A 16,520-nucleotide genomic window follows, 5' to 3' on the forward strand; every position below is an offset into this window, starting at 1 on the left:
TCTTGAACCTTCTGGTTCGAGAACGGTTTTTTTTGCGTGACAAGTTCGTCGAAAAAATTGTCAGCAAGACAGATATTTTGGCGGGAGCGGGCATACATTGTAAAACTACGCGCGATAACGTGCGAGCGAAGGCAGTCACGCTATATTAGCATGGCTGCTTCTGGCGTCGAAGCGACGCAGTTATCCATGCCGAGTGGGACCGGAATAAGTTCTAATGGAATAAGGACTTGGGTACGGTTGACAGTGCCATTGAGAATAGTTATCATATATTTAACGAAACTGATAATCATTATCAATAGATATGGCTAGTGGATAGGATGTTGCTGACAAACGAGCGACGGCTGCCAACCGGGTTAATAACCCGGCTTCGCAAGAAAGGGAGGTTCGAAAACGTTGGGGTTGTTGTATGAGATGGTTGTGAAGAAGAAGCAGTCCATGAAGCCAAAGAAGATTATCCCTCAGCCGGAGCAGCATGAACGGGGTTCAAACCCTTGGGCAGTGGAGTCCATCACCATTCATGCGGCGAATGAGAGGAAAGAGCAGAAGAAGTGAGCCTGCGGGAGCGGGCATTACATAGCATTGGAGTTGAAGAAGGTTATGAAGGAAGGTCGGTTTAATCAGAACGGCCAGTCTGAACATACGGCGGAACAGGCGAATAACGAAGGAAAGCCGTGGAACTGGATGCTGTTTCCTTTTTCCTCGGTGAGAGTTAGCCATGAGACCATAATAGCCGCTTCCGTCGGTTATGGCATATACGAAATTGATGAATACGGAGAATGGACGAAGCTGGCCACGGGGCTGCCGCCACATGCGACTGTGAACCGGCTTCAGCTGCATAGCGGCGTTTTGCATGCTTGCACGAGTGATGGATTGTACCTATACGAAGACGAGGAATGGGTGGATACGGGGCTAGCTGTTCCGTGCTCCCAATACCGTATGCTTGGCGGAACCGGTTATGCGGCTACCGAATACGGGCTTTGGTCGGAAGTTCGGGGCGAGTGGCAAAAGTTCGCGTGTCCAGGCAAAAAAGTGTTCGATTTCATGAACCTGCCCCAATATCTTGTCGTTGGCCATGAGAGCGGCATTGCGCTATACGACCGGTTTATGGATGAATGGGCCGAGTTCGAGCTGAACCGCGCCGTAACAAGCTTATCCGTATTTCGCGGCTTCTTGATCGGGGCAAGCGATAAGGGAGAATTGCTGGTTGGAGATAAAAGAGGACGTTTCGAACGGATCCGCTTCAGCGGCAAGTTTATTTTCTCCGTCGTCTCTATCGGCATTGATACGTATGTGTGCACCGATCACGGTTTATTCCGACTTAGCATGATTCAGGACCGGGTTATGTTATTGTCGGTGAAGCTTGGTTTTCCGGTGACGGATGTTGAACTGAAGGATGGCAGATTGTACATGGCGACCTTGTTCCAAGGGATTCAGTACATGGATGTATAGATGCTTCGCAATTCTTTATAGGAGGTAGTCATGAAGGTCATTGTGGCGTACGCAAGTTTGACGGGGAATACGGAGGAAATGGCGGAGGCCATTGCCGCCGGGGCAAGAGAGGCAGGAGCCGAGGTTGCGGTGAGAGACGCTTACGACGCGGATGCATCCGAACTTGATCAATATGACGGCATCGCGGTAGGTGCTTATACTTGGGGAGACGGCGAGCTGCCCGATGAATTTATCGATTTCTACGAGGCATTGGACCATCTGGATTTGAGCGGACGCAAAGCGATAGTATTTGGTTCAGGGGACTCTTCTTATCCTATTTTTTGCGGAGCGGTAGATACGATAGAACAGAAGCTGAAAGAGCTAGGCGCGGAGCTTGTTGCACCAGGCGTGAAGGTTGAGTTTGATCCGTCCAAGGACGAGATCGGGCAATGCCGGTTGGTTGGCAGGCTCATTGCCGGAGACGTGGTTACGGCAGCAAGTTAGAGTGCGGGAAATACCCGGAGGAGGTGGCCGGCTTGAATGCTGCGGCGAAAGGGACGGTAATTGAAGACTATAAGCTGGAGGAGCTCCTGCGATGTCCGTACCGGTATGCCAAGCGGCAGGAGGCTGCGCCATCGGCAAAGGCGGAAGTGAATTGGATGCAGCTTGCCCAGCTGGCTGTCAGCTATGTGGTGAATGCTTTTTATACGACGCCGGCGGAGGAGCGGTCTAGGTTCTCGATCCCGGAAATGCTGGAGCGCTGGTGGACCAACAAGGTATCAAAGTTCGAATCTCCGGAACATTACTGGTCGGTGAAGCAGCAACTGATTGACGGACTGTCCTCCTTGTTTGTGACGGAAATGTCCGCGGTTCCGATTATTTTGTTCGAGCAGCATCAGACGGTTGTGCCGGAACTTCAGGCGGAGCTGGTGCAAATCTTTCAACTCGTACTTAACGACAATGACGGAGAACCCGCCGATTATATCGTTCGCAAATATATCGTGGACGAAGATGAAGACATGATTCTCTTATTTCAACATTTAACGGCTGTTTTTTGCTCAAGCGCATTTGGACGGCTTCCCTCCCGGATTGAAGTGTTCCCCGTATTAGGCGGAAAAAGCCGCATCGTGCATCCGACAGCGGAGACGCTTAGGCAGTCGATGGATTATATGAATCTCGCCGCCGGCTTTATGCCGGAAGCAGACTCTGGGCGCGGGCCGCTCCGCAAGGCGGCAGGTTCCGCGGAATGCCGCCGCTGCCCGTTTATTGAGGAATGCGCAAAGCCGCCGGAAGCGGCGGAAGCGCTATTGATGTAAAGCCAAGCAGCTCTATTCTTCTTTCAGAGGAATAGGGCTGTTTTTTCATAGTCGAAGATTGTAGACAAATGGCAGCGATTTCGGTAACATGGCAGATAGATTTCTAGATTTTTGCATACATACACACATATCAGACAACAAGGAGAGGTTAATGGTGTCAGAGGAATTGCTGCTCACGTTTCGGTCGCCGCCGCTGCCGTTTTTCATAGAATCGAACCGGAGAACGTATCTGGCGGGGGAGGAGCATCCAAACCGGACGAATCTTGGCGTATTTGATCTGTTGTTTGTGCAACAGGGCTCGCTGTACATCGCCGAGGAGGGCAAGCGTTGGACGTTGAATGCCGGGGACGTGTTGATCCTGCGGCCTGACAGGTGGCATTACTCGTACAAGCCTTGCGAGGAAGAAACCGTGTTTGATTGGGTGCATTTCCAGACGGTTGGGGCTTGGGAGGAAACGGAAGGAAGCCAAGGCTCGCTGCGCGGGGATTATTATACATACGCCATTCGTTTGCCGAAAAAAATGCACTTGTCCTTCCCGGACGAAGCGAAACTTCTCTTCTCCCAGCTGCATGATGCGGCGCAAAGCTCCTCGCATGGCGCTTTCTGGGAACGCCAGCAACGTTTTCTCCATTTGCTGCAGATGCTGGATGAAGGCTGGCGTTCGGATGCGGCTAAGGCTGGCGTATCGGTTGCGGAACGCGCCGCCGCCTATTTGAAAATGAACTACCGCGGCGTCATTACCAATACGATGCTGAGCGAAGCGCTTCAGCTGCATACGAATTACATAACCCGCTGCATGACGGAAGTGTTCGGCTGTACGCCGCAGCAGTATTTGCTGTATTACAGGCTGGACCAGGCGAAGTTATTGCTGATCAAGACGGACTGGCCGATCGCAAGAGTGGCGGAGGAGACCGGCTTTAAGCAAACACCGCATTTCTCCAGGCTTTTTGCCGCGCAGACCGGCATGCCGCCGCTCAAATTCCGCAAACGCTTTACGAATTAATGGAAGAGGCAATTATAAATTCATTGTGATCGAACGCATAATTGACCTGTGCTTAAGCAAATACTTGGTAAAAAAGCACAGGGGGCCAAGGAATTATGATCGAACGTTATTCCATTACCGCAGATGTTGGAGATATGATTGAAGCTTTCAAAGTGGAGCAGTTGATTAACTGCTATACGAACCGGTTTAATGTGGCGCCGACGCAGACGGTGTCCATCGTGATGAATGACCGCTGGGGACTTCGGACGATGCATGACGCGAGATGGGGGCTGTTCCCGTTCTGGGCAAAAGACTCGATTAACGCGGACAGCTCGATGCTCTCGAATAAGCCGTTTTTTGAGCGGATGCTTCGCAAGCAGCGTTGCGTGGTGCCGTGCAGCGGATTTTTCGGCTGGCAGAAGGGCCAGAAGGAGAAGGATGCGCGGGCGATGCATATCGTGGTGCCGAACCAACGGTTGTTCGGGATTGCCGGTTTCTTCGATGTATGGCGGAATTACAGCGGTGAAGAAGTACGCGCCTTTACGATGATTACGGCTCCGGCGAGCGGGGCGATGTCGCAATGGCAGCCTAACGTTCCGGTCATTATGGACGAGGATGGCATGGAGGATTGGCTCAACCCGCGGATTTCGGATTTCCGCTCGCTTCGCAAGCACCTCGAGCCGATGGACAGTTACCGGATGAGAGCTTATCCGGTAACAAACGCGGTGAACGATGAGGCGTACGAGTCGCCGGATTGCATCCGGGAGATTCGCCTTCCGGATTTCGCATAGGCAAGAAGGGACGGTTCCGGCAAGCTGATGGCTTGCGGGAACCGTCTTTTTTTTTGTGGGGGTGAAGGCTGGGGGGGCGGGAGTCGAGAGCTGGGAGACGGGAGTTGAGAGCCGAGAGTCGAGAGTCGAGAGTCGAGAGTTGGAAGACGAGAGAGCAAAGAGCAAAGAGCAAAGAGCAAAGAGCAAAAAGCAAAGAGTCGAGAGAGCCGAGAAGCGGAAAAGCGGAAGTCGAGAGAGCGGAGAGCTGAGAGCGGAGAGCTGGGAGCTGAGAGTTTGAGAGTCGAGAGTTGAGAGCGGAGAGCTGAGAGCTGGGAGTCGAGAGCTGGGAGTCGAGAGCCGAGAGCTGGGAGCTGAGAGTTGAAAGTCGAGAGCTAAGAGCCGAGAGCCGAGAGACGAGAGACGAAAGACGAAAGACGAAAGACTAAGGCTTAAAGCTTTTCTCGGCTAACGAAACGTCATATTCCTATTTAGCCGATTTAGGCGATTTAAGACGGCTAACGAAACTATGTAACGCTAGTAGCCCATCAAGAGCGCTTTGGCGTCCTTGATGGGCTGAATAAAGTGATGACGTTTCGTTAGAATGGTGCAAAGCCCTATTTGGGCGGTTTAAGCGTCTGACGTTTCGTTAGCGGAGCAGATTCAAGAGAAGGGAGGCCGCGAGGACGGAATGTACCATGCAGCCGCATCGGTTAGCTTGCGAGCGCGGAAGCGCATCAAGCACTACGCGCTGCTTACCGTCCCAGTACTCGACGAACATTAATATCGTTAGAAATTAGCCGGATTGTGTTCTGCGGAACTCATCCGTTAACAACGGGACGACTTCAAAGAGGTCGCCGACGATGCCGTAATCCGCGACGCTGAAGATCGGGGCGTCGGGATCTTTGTTGATTGCGATAATGACGCGGGACTGGCTCATGCCAGCCAGATGCTGAATCGCGCCGCTAATGCCGCAGGCGATATAGAGCTGCGGCGTCACGACTTTGCCGGTTTGCCCGATCTGCAGGGCATAACCGCAATAACCGGCATCGCATGCTCCGCGCGATGCGCCAATGGCGCCGCCGAGAACGCCGGCGAGCGCTTGAAGCGGCTCGAAGCCTGCCGAGCTGCGCACGCCTCTGCCGCCGGAGACGACCACGTCGGCCTCGGCGAGATCGATTTGGCCGCCGGCGCGGCGAACGAGCGAGCGCACGGCGGTCAGGATTGGCGGCACCGTGAACGGCAGCGCCTGCACGGTGCCTTGCGGTGCGCCGGCCGGAAGCGTCTCGGCTGGCTCGAAGTTGTTCGGGCGGACCGTGACAACCCACGGTCCGCCCGGGGTGAAGCTGCGCTGCTCGAACGCCTTGCCGGCGTAGAGCGGCCGCGTGAACACGCCATCCTCTTCGTTGATGGCGGTTACGTCCGCGACGTGGCCGGCGCCGATGGCCGCGGCCACGCGGGGCGCGAGCTCGCGCCCTATGGCGGTATGGCCGAGCAGCAGCGCGTCCGGCCTAACCGCTTCAATGGCTGCGCGCAAGGCGGCGATGTACGCCTCAGGCGTATAGGCGCGAAGGGCCGGGTCGTCCGCGATATGGACGACGTCCGCCCCTCGCGCAGCCAGCGCGGCGGCTTCATCGGCCGCGCCGCCCGGGGCCGCGAGGACGGCATGGACCGCGCCGTCCACACCGGCCAGCCGCCGCGCGGCGCCAAGCGCCTCAAGCGCCACGCGGCGCAGCTTGCCGTCCCGGCACTCGGCGAACACTAGTATCGTTCTTCCCATCGTAATTCCTCCTTTGTTGCAGGGCGAACTGCAGATGAACTCCATTCTCCCAACGTAACTGAAGTAACTAACTTGTTTGTTTGATATACGGATGCAATAAGACCCTGTGAGGGTCTTATTGCGTTAAATTGGCTAGCATTTCTATCGCATAAGACCCTAGCAGGGTCTTATTTTATTTAAAAAGCTCAAATTTGCCTGGGTTCTTGCTGCTTCGTGCGAGATAAGACCCTGATAGGGTCTTATCGATAAGGTAAAAGCCCTGAAACAACCCAATAAGACCCTGCGGGGGTCTTATTGGGTTGCCACCTGCATCGGTGGGGCGGGATACCCGCCACAATAGCGATCCCCGCAAAGTTAACGCCCCTAAAGGTCCTTAACCAGCAGAATAATCGAGTTACGCGGCATGTTAAGGTCCTTAAGGGAACTTAACAATAACCAAACGTGCTAGAAAGCCACCAAAGTGAGCGGTCCCAGCAAGATTAACGCCCCTAATGGACCTTAACCAGCAGAACAATCGAGTTACGCGGCATGTTAAGGTTCTTAAGGGACCTTAACAATAACCAAACGTGCTAGAAAGCCAACAAAGTGAGCGATCCCCGCAAAGTTAACGCCCCTATAGGTCCTTAACCGTCCTTAACCTTCCACGCAGCAGCTTCTTCGCCATCCGCCGCGCAAGCGACAGCCGCTTCACTGCGGCATCTGCCCCTCCGCCTGCAGCAGGCGAACGAGCTCCGCCGCCTGCTCGCCGGGCGTCCCCGCCAGGCGCCGGCCGGCTGCGCGCGGTGCCGGCGGAACAAGCGCCAGGCGCGAGGTCCGCGCGCCTTCTTCCTCGCCGCCTGCGGCTGCCTCCACACGGGCGAGCGGCTTCCGCTTCGCCTTCATAATGCCCGGCAGCGACGGATATCGCGGCTCGTTGAGCCCTTGCTGCGCCGTAACCAGCGCTGGCAGCGGGATCACAACCGTCTCCGTGTCGCCCTCCACGTCGCGCTCCACTACAGCAAACCGTGCCGCCCCCGAAGCGCCCGGCGGCAATTCGCCGGATGCCTTCGCTTCATCCGGCCCGACCACAACAAGCTTGACCGCGGCTGCGGCATGCGGCAAGCCAAGCCGCTCCGCGACCTGGAGCGCTACGCTCCCGGAGCCGCTGTCGACGGCGAACAAGCCCGCCAGCAGCAGGTCCGGCTTCAGCGGCGCGATAACCTTCGCAAGCGCTGTCGCTAGCGCAAAGCTGTCCCCGCTCGCCACGGTGGAGCTATCCAGCCGGATCGCTTCATCCGCGCCCATTGCTAGCGCGGTCCGCAGCGCTTCCTCCGAGCGGTCGCCGCCGCAAGAGACGACGCGCACTTCACCGCCATGCTGCTCCCGCTGGCGCAGCGCTTCCTCCAAGGCATATTCGTCATAGGGATTAATGACGAGTTTGGCATCCGCTTCGACGACGGCGCCGTCCTTCACGATAATTTTTTCCTCCGTATCAAACGTTTGCTTGAGCAGAACAACAATGTTCAACACCGCAGCAACCTCCTTAAACCTATAGTTCCTTATCTCCCAATGTACCTTTCCAACCAGCAGCTACGCAGCATGGTCATACCCGCCGCAAGGCTCGGCAAAACCGCTTTCCATCAGTGCTACGATATGAGCCAACTCGGCCAAATAGACCCCCCGGCAAGGCGAAAGGGGCGGCATGTTCATGCTAAGGGGCTCATATACTGGAGCACCGCGGTATTTTGAGCAATAGCGCTTATAAGCTTGTCCGAAACGAGGCTTGCAAAAGGGGGCGAAGCGCGTGATGGCCATGCTGGAATGGTGGTCGGCAGATGGGGTAACGGCTGCAGTCAGGTGGATTATGTTCGCGGCGGTAACAGGGCTTGCCGCAGTTGCTTTTGCGACGGTCGTCTTGCGCAGGGTAGGTTATATGAAGCTCGGCAGGGAGGCCGAACAAGCAACAATCCCAAAGGATGAGCGTGGCGAACAATCCCGGCGTCCCTCGGTTGCAAGCCAGGTGCTCGGGCATAGCAAGCTGCTGCGCGATATCCGGAGCGGCGTCATGCATTTGATTTACTTCTATGGATTTATCGTTTTGCAGTTTGGCGCGGCGGATCTAATCTGGAAAAAACTTGGCGGCAGCCCGATTCCCTTCCCCTTCTACGGGCAGTTCGCCTGGTCGCAGGAGCTGACGGTATCGCTTGTGTTGCTCGCCGTCTTGTACGGGGGCTTTCGCCGGTATATCGAGCAGCTGCCCAGGCTGAAGCGGGGCTGGAAGCCTTCGCTTGTCCTATGGTTTATCGGCGGTCTGATGCTGACCGTTCTGCTTACGCTTTCCTTCGAGCGGCTGTCGGGGGATCCGCATGCGGTAGCCGCTCGTTACGCGCCTGTTTCTTCCGTGCTTGCGGACTGGATCGGGAAGCTTGGCGTGCCGACAGGCAGCCTGGCATCGGAGGCTGGATATGAATTGTTCTGGTGGCTGCATCTTCTGGTGCTGCTGTCTTTCCTTGTGTATGTGCCGCAATCCAAGCATTTTCACTTGCTGACGGCTCCCGTTAATTTGTGGCTGGGGCGCAACGCGCCTGTAGGCCGGCTCACGCCGCTAGATCTGGAGGATGAAGAAGCGGAGTCGTTTGGCGCGGGCGCCATTGAGCATTTTTCGCAAAAACAGCTGCTTGACCTGTACGCCTGCGTGGAATGCGGACGGTGCACAAATGTTTGCCCGGCTTCGAATACCGGCAAGCTGCTGTCGCCGATGCATTTGATGACCAAACTTCGGGACCATCTTACGGAAAAAGGCGCCGCCATCACGTCGAAGTCGCCTTGGATTCCGCGCGTGATGGGCGGGCAGCTTGCCGGAGCGCATGTGATGGGTGCTCTTATTCCCGAATGGGAGAACAGTCCGGAAGGAAGCGTCACTTCCATTATTCCTACGATGACCGCGCAGAAAGAAGCGTGGGGCGTGCGCGAAGGCACCAAGGCGGAGGAGCTCGAGCTAATCGGGGATGTCATGTCCGAGGAAGAGCTGTGGGCGTGCACCACTTGCCGCAACTGCGAGGAAATATGCCCGGTTGGCAACGAACATGTCGACAAAATCATCGATATGCGCCGTTATCTCGTGCTGATGGAAGGCCGAATGCCGTTTGACGGACAACGCGCGCTGCAAAATATCGAACGCCAAAGCAACCCCTGGGGGCTTCCAAGACAGGAACGCGCGGCCTGGATCGAAGATTGCGAGAGCCGTACCGGCGTCCGCGTCCGGACGATGCAGGAACTCAAACGCGCGGGGGCCCCAAAGCCGGATATTGTACTCTGGGCAGGTTCTATGGGCGCTTACGATACGCGAAGCCGGAAGGTGCTGTATGACTTGGTTCGGCTGCTCGACCGGGCGGGGGTTTCTTTTGCCACCCTTGGCGCGGAAGAGAGAAACTCGGGCGATACGCCGCGGCGGATCGGCAACGAGCTGCTGTTTCAGGAGTTATGCCGGGAAAATATCGAGACCATCGCGCGTTATGGAATTAGCCGGATCGTGACGGCTTGCCCGCATACGTTCAACACGTTCCGCAAGGAATATCCGGATTTCGGGCTGCCGAGGGACATTGTGATCGAGCATCATACGGAGCTGCTTGCCCGCCTTCTGAAAGATCGGCGGCTAACGCCCGAGCATCTTGTAAAAGAACGCGTCACCTACCATGATTCCTGTTATCTCGGCCGGTATAACGGCGTGTATGATGCCCCCCGCGAGGTGCTTAAGGCCATTCCGGGCATTGAACTGGAGGAGATGGCAAGAAACCGCGAGAACGGCATGTGCTGCGGAGCCGGCGGCGGCCTCATGTGGATGGAAGAGCAAAGCGGCGTCCGGGTTAACCGTGCCAGAGTGTCCCAAGCGCTGGAGGTGCGCCCGACGGTGATTGGTTCGGCTTGCCCTTATTGCCTGACGATGATGGAAGACGGGCTTAAGCTGCTCGAGGCCGATGAGAACACGGCTGCCCGCGATGTGGCCGAACTCCTTGCGGCAAGCGTATTCGGGCGGGAAACGGCTTAAGCCAGTCATCTAACTCCTTAAAAAATTTCACGTAGGAGGTACTTACGAATGTCGATGAATCGAACGGGTACAGTGAAGCGCGCAGCCGTCATCGGCTCCGGCGTCATGGGCGCGGGAATTGCCGCGCATCTGGCCAATGCCGGCATGCGCGTGCTGCTGCTCGATGTGGTGCCGCAAACGCTTTTGCCGGAGGAGGAAAAGCGCGGGCTGACGCTCTCTTCCTCGCAGGTGCGCAGCCGCCTCGCGCAAGCTGCCGTTGCCAGAATGGCGAGAACCCAGCCGGCTCCGCTGTATGAGCCTTCTTTTGCAGGAAGGATTACGGCCGGTAATCTCGAGGATCATCTAGCCGGACTATCCGAGGTGGATTGGATTGTGGAAGCGGTTGTAGAACGGCTGGACGTGAAGCGGAGCTTGTTTGCGAAGGTGGAGACGGTGTGGAAGCCCGGCACGATCGTGACCTCCAATACATCGGGTTTGTCCGTGGCGGAGATGGCAGAGGGCAGGAGCGAAGCGTTCCGGCGGCATTTTGCGGTGACTCATTTCTTCAATCCTCCGCGTTATATGAAGCTGGTTGAGGTTGTGCCGACTGCGGATACGGATCCCGGGGTGACGGCGCTTTTGACCGCGGTTTGCGAGGAACGTCTGGGCAAAGGGGTTGTTGTGGCCAAAGACACGCCTAACTTTATCGCGAACCGGATCGGGACGTACGGCATGCTGGTGACGCTCGAGGAGGGCTTGAAATTCGGCCTCACCGTGGAAGAAGCCGATGCGTTGACAGGTCCTGCGATGGGCCGGCCGAAGACCGCGACGTTCCGGATGCTCGATCTGGTTGGTCTCGATACGCTCTTGCATGTCGTAGACAACGTCCGGGAGAAAAGCACGGATGCGGCTGAACGCGAGACGTTCGCACGGCCTCCGCTCTTGGAGAAGCTGGTCGCTTCGGGCAGGCTGGGGGAGAAAAGCGGCGGCGGTTTTTACCGGAAAATCAAAGGGCCAAGAGGCGGCAGCGAGATCGAATCGCTCGATTTGGAATCGCTTGCTTACCGGGCTAAAATCCCGGTGAAAGGGCCTATTATCGATGCGGCCAAGGCGGCCAAAGGAACGGGTGGCAAAGTCCGGGCGCTCATTGGCACCGATCCGAAACATAAATATGCGCAGTTTGCTTGGCAGACGATCAAACGGACGTTGCTCTATTCGGCCGCTCTCGTTGGCGTCATCGCCGATTCCATTACGGACATCGACAAGGCGATGAAGTGGGGATTTAGCTGGGAGCTTGGCCCGTTTGAGCTATGGGATGCCCTAGGCCTCGAGAAATCCGTTGCGCGGATGAAGGCTGAGGGAGATTTGGTTCCGGATTGGGTTGAGGCGTGGATTGCAGAGGGGAATGGCAGCTTCTATAAGGTGCAGGAGGGCAAAAGGCTCGTATACGCCGGCGGGGGCGGAGGGTATGCGGCCGAAGAGATATCGCCCGATGAGATTTCGTTAGCTGCCTTGAAGGAAGCGGGCCGTACGGTGCTGCGTACCTCCGATGCCAGCTTGATTGATCTTGGCGACGATGTCGTCTGTCTCGAATTCCATTCGCCTAATAACGCGATTGGCGGAGATATTCTTACCGCCATTCGGCGGACGGCGGATGAGGTAAGCCGCAACTGGCGCGGGCTAGTTATTGCCAACGAGGGACGTAACTTCTGCGTAGGCGCGAATCTGCTGCTTCTCCTGATGGAGGCGCAAAACGGCGAGTGGGATGAAGTCGAGGACATCATCCGGATGTTCCAGAGCAGCATGTATGCGATCAAAAAATTAGACCGCCCCGTTGTCGCCGCGCCTCATCGGATGACGCTAGGCGGAGGCGTCGAGGCTTGCTTGCCGGCGGACCGGATTATTTTCTCCCCGGAGACGTACTTCGGTCTTGTGGAGACCGGGGTCGGCCTGATTCCGGCGGGCGGCGGCTCGAAGGAAGCGGCCGTCATGGCGGCGGCGCGAGCGGGTGGCGGCGATATTCAGCCGCATTTGAATGCTCTGTTTGAGACGGTGGCGATGGCCAAAACCTCGAGCTCCGGCTTTGATGTGGACCGCATTGGGCTGAAGCGCCCGCAAGACCGCGTCATTATGCGGCAGGATGCGCGTATTGCCGAAGCGAAGCGGGCGGTGCTTGAGCTAGACCGCGCCGGCTATACGCCGCAGCCCGAAACGCGTGTCCGCGTAGCCGGCCGAGAAGGCAAAGCCGTGCTGCGCATGGGCGTGCACGGTCTGCTGCTCGGCGGCCAGATCAGCGAGCATGACGCGCTTATTGCGGGTAAGCTCGCCCATATTATGTCCGGCGGCGACGCGGCGCCGGGGGCGGAAGTAAGCGAACAATATTTGCTCGACCTGGAATGCGAAGCGTTCCTCAGCCTATGCGGCGAGCGCAAAACGCAAGACCGTATGAGCCACATGTTGTCCACCGGCAAGCCTCTGCGGAACTAATGCCAGTCGGGCTAATAGCTTCAGTTTGTGAGTTTCTGATGGACAATGATTAAGGTCGTTAAGGTCGTTAAGGTCGTTGAGGGACCTTAACGCCACTAAATGTTATGCATCGTCGCAGCGCGAGCACAAGGTTCCGCCACCGCATATGCGTTGGCGGAGGCAATAAGAAGGAGGGCGTTTATGGGAGCAGAGGGCAAGTTTGCGGACAATGACCGCGATGCCGTTATCGTATCCGCGGTAAGGACGGCGGTTGGCAAAGCGAAGAAGGGAAGTCTGGCGGAGACGAGGGCTGAGGACCTCGGACGGGCCGTGTTAACGGTAGCGGTGGCGAGAGTGCCCGGTCTTGATGCGGCGCAGGTTGAGGATGTCATCATCGGTTGTGCGATGCCGGAAGGAGAGCAGGGACTGAATATGGCGAGGATCCTCGCGCTTTATTCGGGTTTCCCGGTCACAACGCCGGCGGTGACCATTAACCGCTTTTGCGCTTCGGGGCTGCAGTCGATCGCTTATGCGGCGGAACGGATTCGCCTTGGCGACGCGGACATTCTGGTCGCGGGCGGCGTGGAGAGCATGAGCCATGTGCCAATGACCGGCTTCAAGCTGTCGCCTCATCCGGGCATCGTGGATACGATGCCGGAGGTCTACATGGGCATGGGCCACACGGCGGAAGAAGTGGCGCGCCGCTACAACGTAACCCGCGCTGCGCAAGATGCGTTTGCCGCGTCCAGCCACCGCAAAGCGGCGGCGGCCATCCGGGAAGGCCGATTCAAAGACGAGATCGTTCCGGTTACCGCTACGCGATCCGATGTGAACGATTACGGCCGGCCTGTAGAGAAGACTTTTACCTTCGACACCGACGAAGGGGTGCGCGCGGAAACAACGCCGGAGACATTAGCGCCGCTGAAGCCGTCTTTTGCCCGGGAAGGCACGGTTACGGCCGGCAACTCCTCGCAGATGAGCGACGGAGCCGCAGCGGTTGTCATCATGAGCCGCGCCAAAGCCAGAGAACTTGGGTTGACGCCGCTTGCCGCATTCCGTACCTACCGGGTGGCCGGCGTAGCGCCGGAAGTGATGGGCATCGGCCCGATTGAGGCCGTTCCCAAAGCGCTTAATGCCGCTAACTTAACGGTTAACGACGTTGATGTTTTTGAGCTAAATGAAGCTTTTGCCGCTCAATGCGTGCCGATTATCGAGCAGCTTGGCATCGATCCGGAACGCGTAAATGTGAACGGCGGAGCTATTGCCCTTGGCCATCCGCTTGGGTGTACGGGGACAAAGTTGTCGGTATCGCTTATTCACGAGCTTAAGAGACGCGGCGGCGGGATTGGCGTGGTTACGATGTGCGTCGGAGGCGGCATGGGAGCGGCAGGGGTGTTTGAGGTATACGCCTGAAAGGAGACTTGAAGCATGGGAGAAAACATTCGGTTTGGCGGTAGATTTGTCATCGAGGATGCTTTGCCGTCCGCAACGGTAACGCCGGAGGACTTCACCGAAGAGCAGCAGATGATGGCGGATGCGGCGCAGCAATTTATGGAGGGCGAGATTTTTCCGGTTGATGAACAGCTTGAAGGTTTGGACTACGAACTCACGGTTAAGCTGATGCGCCAGGCGGGGGAGCTTGGCCTCCTCGGGGCGGATGTGCCGGAAGCCTACGGCGGACTGGGGCTGGATAAAGTAAGCACGACTTTGCTGTCGGAGACGCTTGCCCGCGCCTCTTCTTTCGCGTTGTCCGTAGGCGCGCATACGGGGATTGGCACGCTGCCGATCGTTTTTTTCGGAACCGCCGCGCAGAAGCGCAAATATTTGCCGAAGCTTGCTACCGGCGAGTTGATCGCCGCTTATTGCTTGACGGAACCGGCCTCCGGCTCGGATGCGTTAGGCGCCAAAACTACGGCTAAGCTGTCTGCTGACGGCAGCCATTATCTCTTGAACGGCTCCAAGCTGTATATCACGAACGCGGGTTTTGCGGACGTGTTTATCGTGTATGCGAAGGTGAATGGCGAAGCTTTTACCGCGTTTATCGTGGAAAAAGGAATGCCGGGCTTCAGTCTCGGGCCCGAGGAGCACAAGATGGGCATCAAAGGCTCGTCGACGCGCCCTTTATTTTTCGAGGATGTGGCCGTTCCGGTGGACAATGTGCTTGGCGAGGTCGGCCAAGGCCATAAGATCGCGTTCAATATTCTGAACATCGGTCGCTTCAAGCTGGGAGCGGGCTGTCTGGGCGCTGCCAAAGAAACGATCGAGCTCGCTTCCAAATACGCCAATACGCGCAAACAGTTTGGCCGCGCCATCTCGTCCTACCCGCTCATTGGCGCCAAGCTGGCGGATATGAATATTCGCACTTACGTGCTGGAGTCTATGGTTTACCGTACCGCCGGATGGATTGACGCGATGTTGAGCGCCGAAGGTGCTGGCGCGGATGCTCCGGATGCCGGCATGCGGGCAGCGAAAGCGATTAGCGAATACGCGCTGGAATGCTCCATCAACAAGGTGTTTGCTTCGGAGACGCTGGACTTTGTCGCGGACGAAGGGGTGCAGATTCACGGCGGCTACGGATATGTGAAGGAATATAAGGTGGAGCGGATCTACCGGGATTCGCGGATTAACCGGATTTTTGAAGGAACAAACGAGATTAATCGGATGCTGATTCCCGGAACGTTGCTGAAAAAAGCGATGAGAGGCGAACTTCCGCTCCTCGAAAAAGCGCAGTCCCTCCAGGCCGAGTTGCTGCAGCCGATGCCGGTTCCCGCTTTTGACGAACCGCTTAGCCGCGAGGCTTACCGGGTATCGCAAGGGAAAAAAGCGTTTCTAGCCGTTGGCGGTCTCGCCGTGCAAAAGCTTGGCGTGCGTCTGGATCAGGAACAAGAGGTACTCTGTTCGCTATCGGACATTATGATTCAGCTCTTCGCGGCCGAAAGCGCGCTGCTGCGCACGCAGAAGCTTGTGCAAAGCGGAGCTGAAGCCCGTAACGCGATTCAAATGACGGAAGTATTCGTGCAGGAAGCACTAGAGAAAATCGAAGCCATTGCGAAGGTTGCGCTGGCTGGTCTGGTCAAGGGGGATACCTTGCAAATGCAGCTGTCTGTCCTGAAAAAGCTGATGCGCGGTCCACTCGTGGATACGATCGCGACCAAACGGGACATTGCGGCGCGTGTCATTAGCGGGGAGCAATATATTGTGTAAGAGGGGGAACTCCATATGGATAGGGCAAATCCGGAAAACCCGCTTGTACCCGAAGATCGGCAAGAAGAGCCGGCCAATGCCGTACCTAACGATCCGGCATTTCCATCACGGCAGGAGGAAGCCGCAGCCCCGCAGCTCGTAGAAGCGGCTCCGCCCGCGGAGGCGGCGCCAAGCGCCGAGCCAGCTGTAGCGGCGGAAGCGGCTCCGCCTGCGGAGGCGGCGCCAAGCGCCGAGCCCGCGGCAGTCGCGGAAGCGACCCCGGTGTCTGATCCGCCCGAAGCGGAATCGGCTCCTGCTGAGGCAGCGCCAAGCACCGAGCCCGCGGCAGTCGCGGAAGCGATCCCGGCGTCTGATCCGCCTGAAGCGGAAGCGGCTCCGCCGGCGGAGCCTGCGCCAAGCGCCGAGCCAGCGGTAGTCGCGGATGCCGCTCCGGCGGAAGATCCGCCCGAAGCGGAGCCAGTTCCCGCTGCGGCCCGCCCCGAGCCCGAGCCGCCGGAGGCACCGCTCGCCGAAGTTGCCGCTCGCGCGTCCGCCGCGCCCGAGGAGCCGGAGGCTCCGAAGGAAGTTCCCA

Annotated in this window: 12 protein-coding genes; 10 read left to right on the forward strand and 2 right to left on the reverse strand. The window is 57.4% G+C overall.

Annotated features, from left to right (window positions below):
• Nucleotides 1-393: 393 nt before the first annotated feature.
• The 6 genes from QQK89_RS08875 to QQK89_RS08900 all read left to right on the forward strand — a co-directional run bounded on the left by QQK89_RS08875 (nucleotide 394) and on the right by QQK89_RS08900 (nucleotide 4,517).
• Complete coding sequence (locus QQK89_RS08875; protein ID WP_284238180.1) at nucleotides 394-552, forward strand: hypothetical protein; 159 nt, start codon at nucleotides 394-396, stop codon at nucleotides 550-552.
• Nucleotides 553-597: 45 nt separating this feature from the next.
• Nucleotides 598-1,449: a hypothetical protein gene (locus QQK89_RS08880; RefSeq protein WP_284238182.1), complete on the forward strand. Its 852-nt coding sequence runs from the start codon at nucleotides 598-600 to the stop codon at nucleotides 1,447-1,449.
• A gap of 30 nt (nucleotides 1,450-1,479) precedes the next feature.
• Complete coding sequence (locus tag QQK89_RS08885; RefSeq protein WP_284238184.1) at nucleotides 1,480-1,932, forward strand: flavodoxin; 453 nt, start codon at nucleotides 1,480-1,482, stop codon at nucleotides 1,930-1,932.
• 32 nt (nucleotides 1,933-1,964) lie between these two features.
• The gene (locus QQK89_RS08890) at nucleotides 1,965-2,744 is read left to right on the forward strand and encodes a hypothetical protein (RefSeq protein WP_284238185.1); all 780 of its coding nucleotides are present in this window, start codon (nucleotides 1,965-1,967) and stop codon (nucleotides 2,742-2,744) included.
• Between the two features lie 151 nt (nucleotides 2,745-2,895).
• On the forward strand, nucleotides 2,896-3,747 hold the full coding sequence (locus tag QQK89_RS08895) for an AraC family transcriptional regulator (protein ID WP_284238186.1): 852 nt from the start codon (nucleotides 2,896-2,898) through the stop codon (nucleotides 3,745-3,747).
• A gap of 95 nt (nucleotides 3,748-3,842) precedes the next feature.
• On the forward strand, nucleotides 3,843-4,517 hold the full coding sequence (locus QQK89_RS08900; protein ID WP_284238187.1) for an SOS response-associated peptidase: 675 nt from the start codon (nucleotides 3,843-3,845) through the stop codon (nucleotides 4,515-4,517).
• A gap of 772 nt (nucleotides 4,518-5,289) precedes the next feature.
• On the opposite strand, the gene QQK89_RS08905 is transcribed toward QQK89_RS08900, so the two are convergent.
• Nucleotides 5,290-6,273: an electron transfer flavoprotein subunit alpha/FixB family protein gene (locus QQK89_RS08905; protein WP_284238188.1), complete on the reverse strand. Its 984-nt coding sequence runs from the start codon at nucleotides 6,271-6,273 to the stop codon at nucleotides 5,290-5,292.
• A gap of 687 nt (nucleotides 6,274-6,960) precedes the next feature.
• Nucleotides 6,961-7,779 (reverse strand): electron transfer flavoprotein subunit beta/FixA family protein, encoded by an 819-nt coding sequence (locus QQK89_RS08910; protein ID WP_284238224.1) that lies wholly within the window; start codon nucleotides 7,777-7,779, stop codon nucleotides 6,961-6,963.
• A 286-nt stretch (nucleotides 7,780-8,065) separates the two neighbouring features.
• Here QQK89_RS08910 and QQK89_RS08915 point away from each other — a divergent pair, with 286 nt between their 5' ends.
• The 4 genes from QQK89_RS08915 (at nucleotide 8,066) to QQK89_RS08930 (ending at nucleotide 15,949) form a co-directional block, all read left to right on the forward strand.
• Nucleotides 8,066-10,300, forward strand: coding sequence for a (Fe-S)-binding protein (locus QQK89_RS08915; protein ID WP_284238225.1), 2,235 nt, complete (start codon nucleotides 8,066-8,068; stop codon nucleotides 10,298-10,300).
• Between the two features lie 48 nt (nucleotides 10,301-10,348).
• Complete coding sequence (locus QQK89_RS08920; RefSeq protein WP_284238189.1) at nucleotides 10,349-12,766, forward strand: 3-hydroxyacyl-CoA dehydrogenase/enoyl-CoA hydratase family protein; 2,418 nt, start codon at nucleotides 10,349-10,351, stop codon at nucleotides 12,764-12,766.
• 180 nt (nucleotides 12,767-12,946) lie between these two features.
• Nucleotides 12,947-14,158, forward strand: coding sequence for an acetyl-CoA C-acyltransferase (locus QQK89_RS08925; RefSeq protein WP_284238190.1), 1,212 nt, complete (start codon nucleotides 12,947-12,949; stop codon nucleotides 14,156-14,158).
• Between the two features lie 15 nt (nucleotides 14,159-14,173).
• On the forward strand, nucleotides 14,174-15,949 hold the full coding sequence (locus tag QQK89_RS08930) for an acyl-CoA dehydrogenase family protein (RefSeq protein WP_284238191.1): 1,776 nt from the start codon (nucleotides 14,174-14,176) through the stop codon (nucleotides 15,947-15,949).
• Nucleotides 15,950-16,520 lie beyond the last annotated feature (571 nt).

Origin of the sequence: Paenibacillus glycanilyticus (assembly GCF_030161375.1) — a bacterium.
Classification (GTDB): domain Bacteria; phylum Bacillota; class Bacilli; order Paenibacillales; family Paenibacillaceae; genus Pristimantibacillus; species Pristimantibacillus glycanilyticus_B.

What these genes read in the sequence shown, in the direction of transcription:
- QQK89_RS08880 (WP_284238182.1), top strand. Translation starts at nt 598, where the DNA reads ATGAAGGAAGGTCGGTTTAATCAGAACGGCCAGTCTGAACATACGGCG.
- QQK89_RS08885 (WP_284238184.1), top strand. Translation starts at nt 1,480, where the DNA reads ATGAAGGTCATTGTGGCGTACGCAAGTTTGACGGGGAATACGGAGGAA.
- QQK89_RS08895 (WP_284238186.1), top strand. Translation starts at nt 2,896, where the DNA reads ATGGTGTCAGAGGAATTGCTGCTCACGTTTCGGTCGCCGCCGCTGCCG.
- QQK89_RS08900 (WP_284238187.1), top strand. Translation starts at nt 3,843, where the DNA reads ATGATCGAACGTTATTCCATTACCGCAGATGTTGGAGATATGATTGAA.
- QQK89_RS08905 (WP_284238188.1), bottom strand. Translation starts at nt 6,273, where the DNA reads ATGGGAAGAACGATACTAGTGTTCGCCGAGTGCCGGGACGGCAAGCTG.
- QQK89_RS08915 (WP_284238225.1), top strand. Translation starts at nt 8,066, where the DNA reads ATGCTGGAATGGTGGTCGGCAGATGGGGTAACGGCTGCAGTCAGGTGG.
- QQK89_RS08920 (WP_284238189.1), top strand. Translation starts at nt 10,349, where the DNA reads ATGTCGATGAATCGAACGGGTACAGTGAAGCGCGCAGCCGTCATCGGC.
- QQK89_RS08925 (WP_284238190.1), top strand. Translation starts at nt 12,947, where the DNA reads ATGGGAGCAGAGGGCAAGTTTGCGGACAATGACCGCGATGCCGTTATC.
- QQK89_RS08930 (WP_284238191.1), top strand. Translation starts at nt 14,174, where the DNA reads ATGGGAGAAAACATTCGGTTTGGCGGTAGATTTGTCATCGAGGATGCT.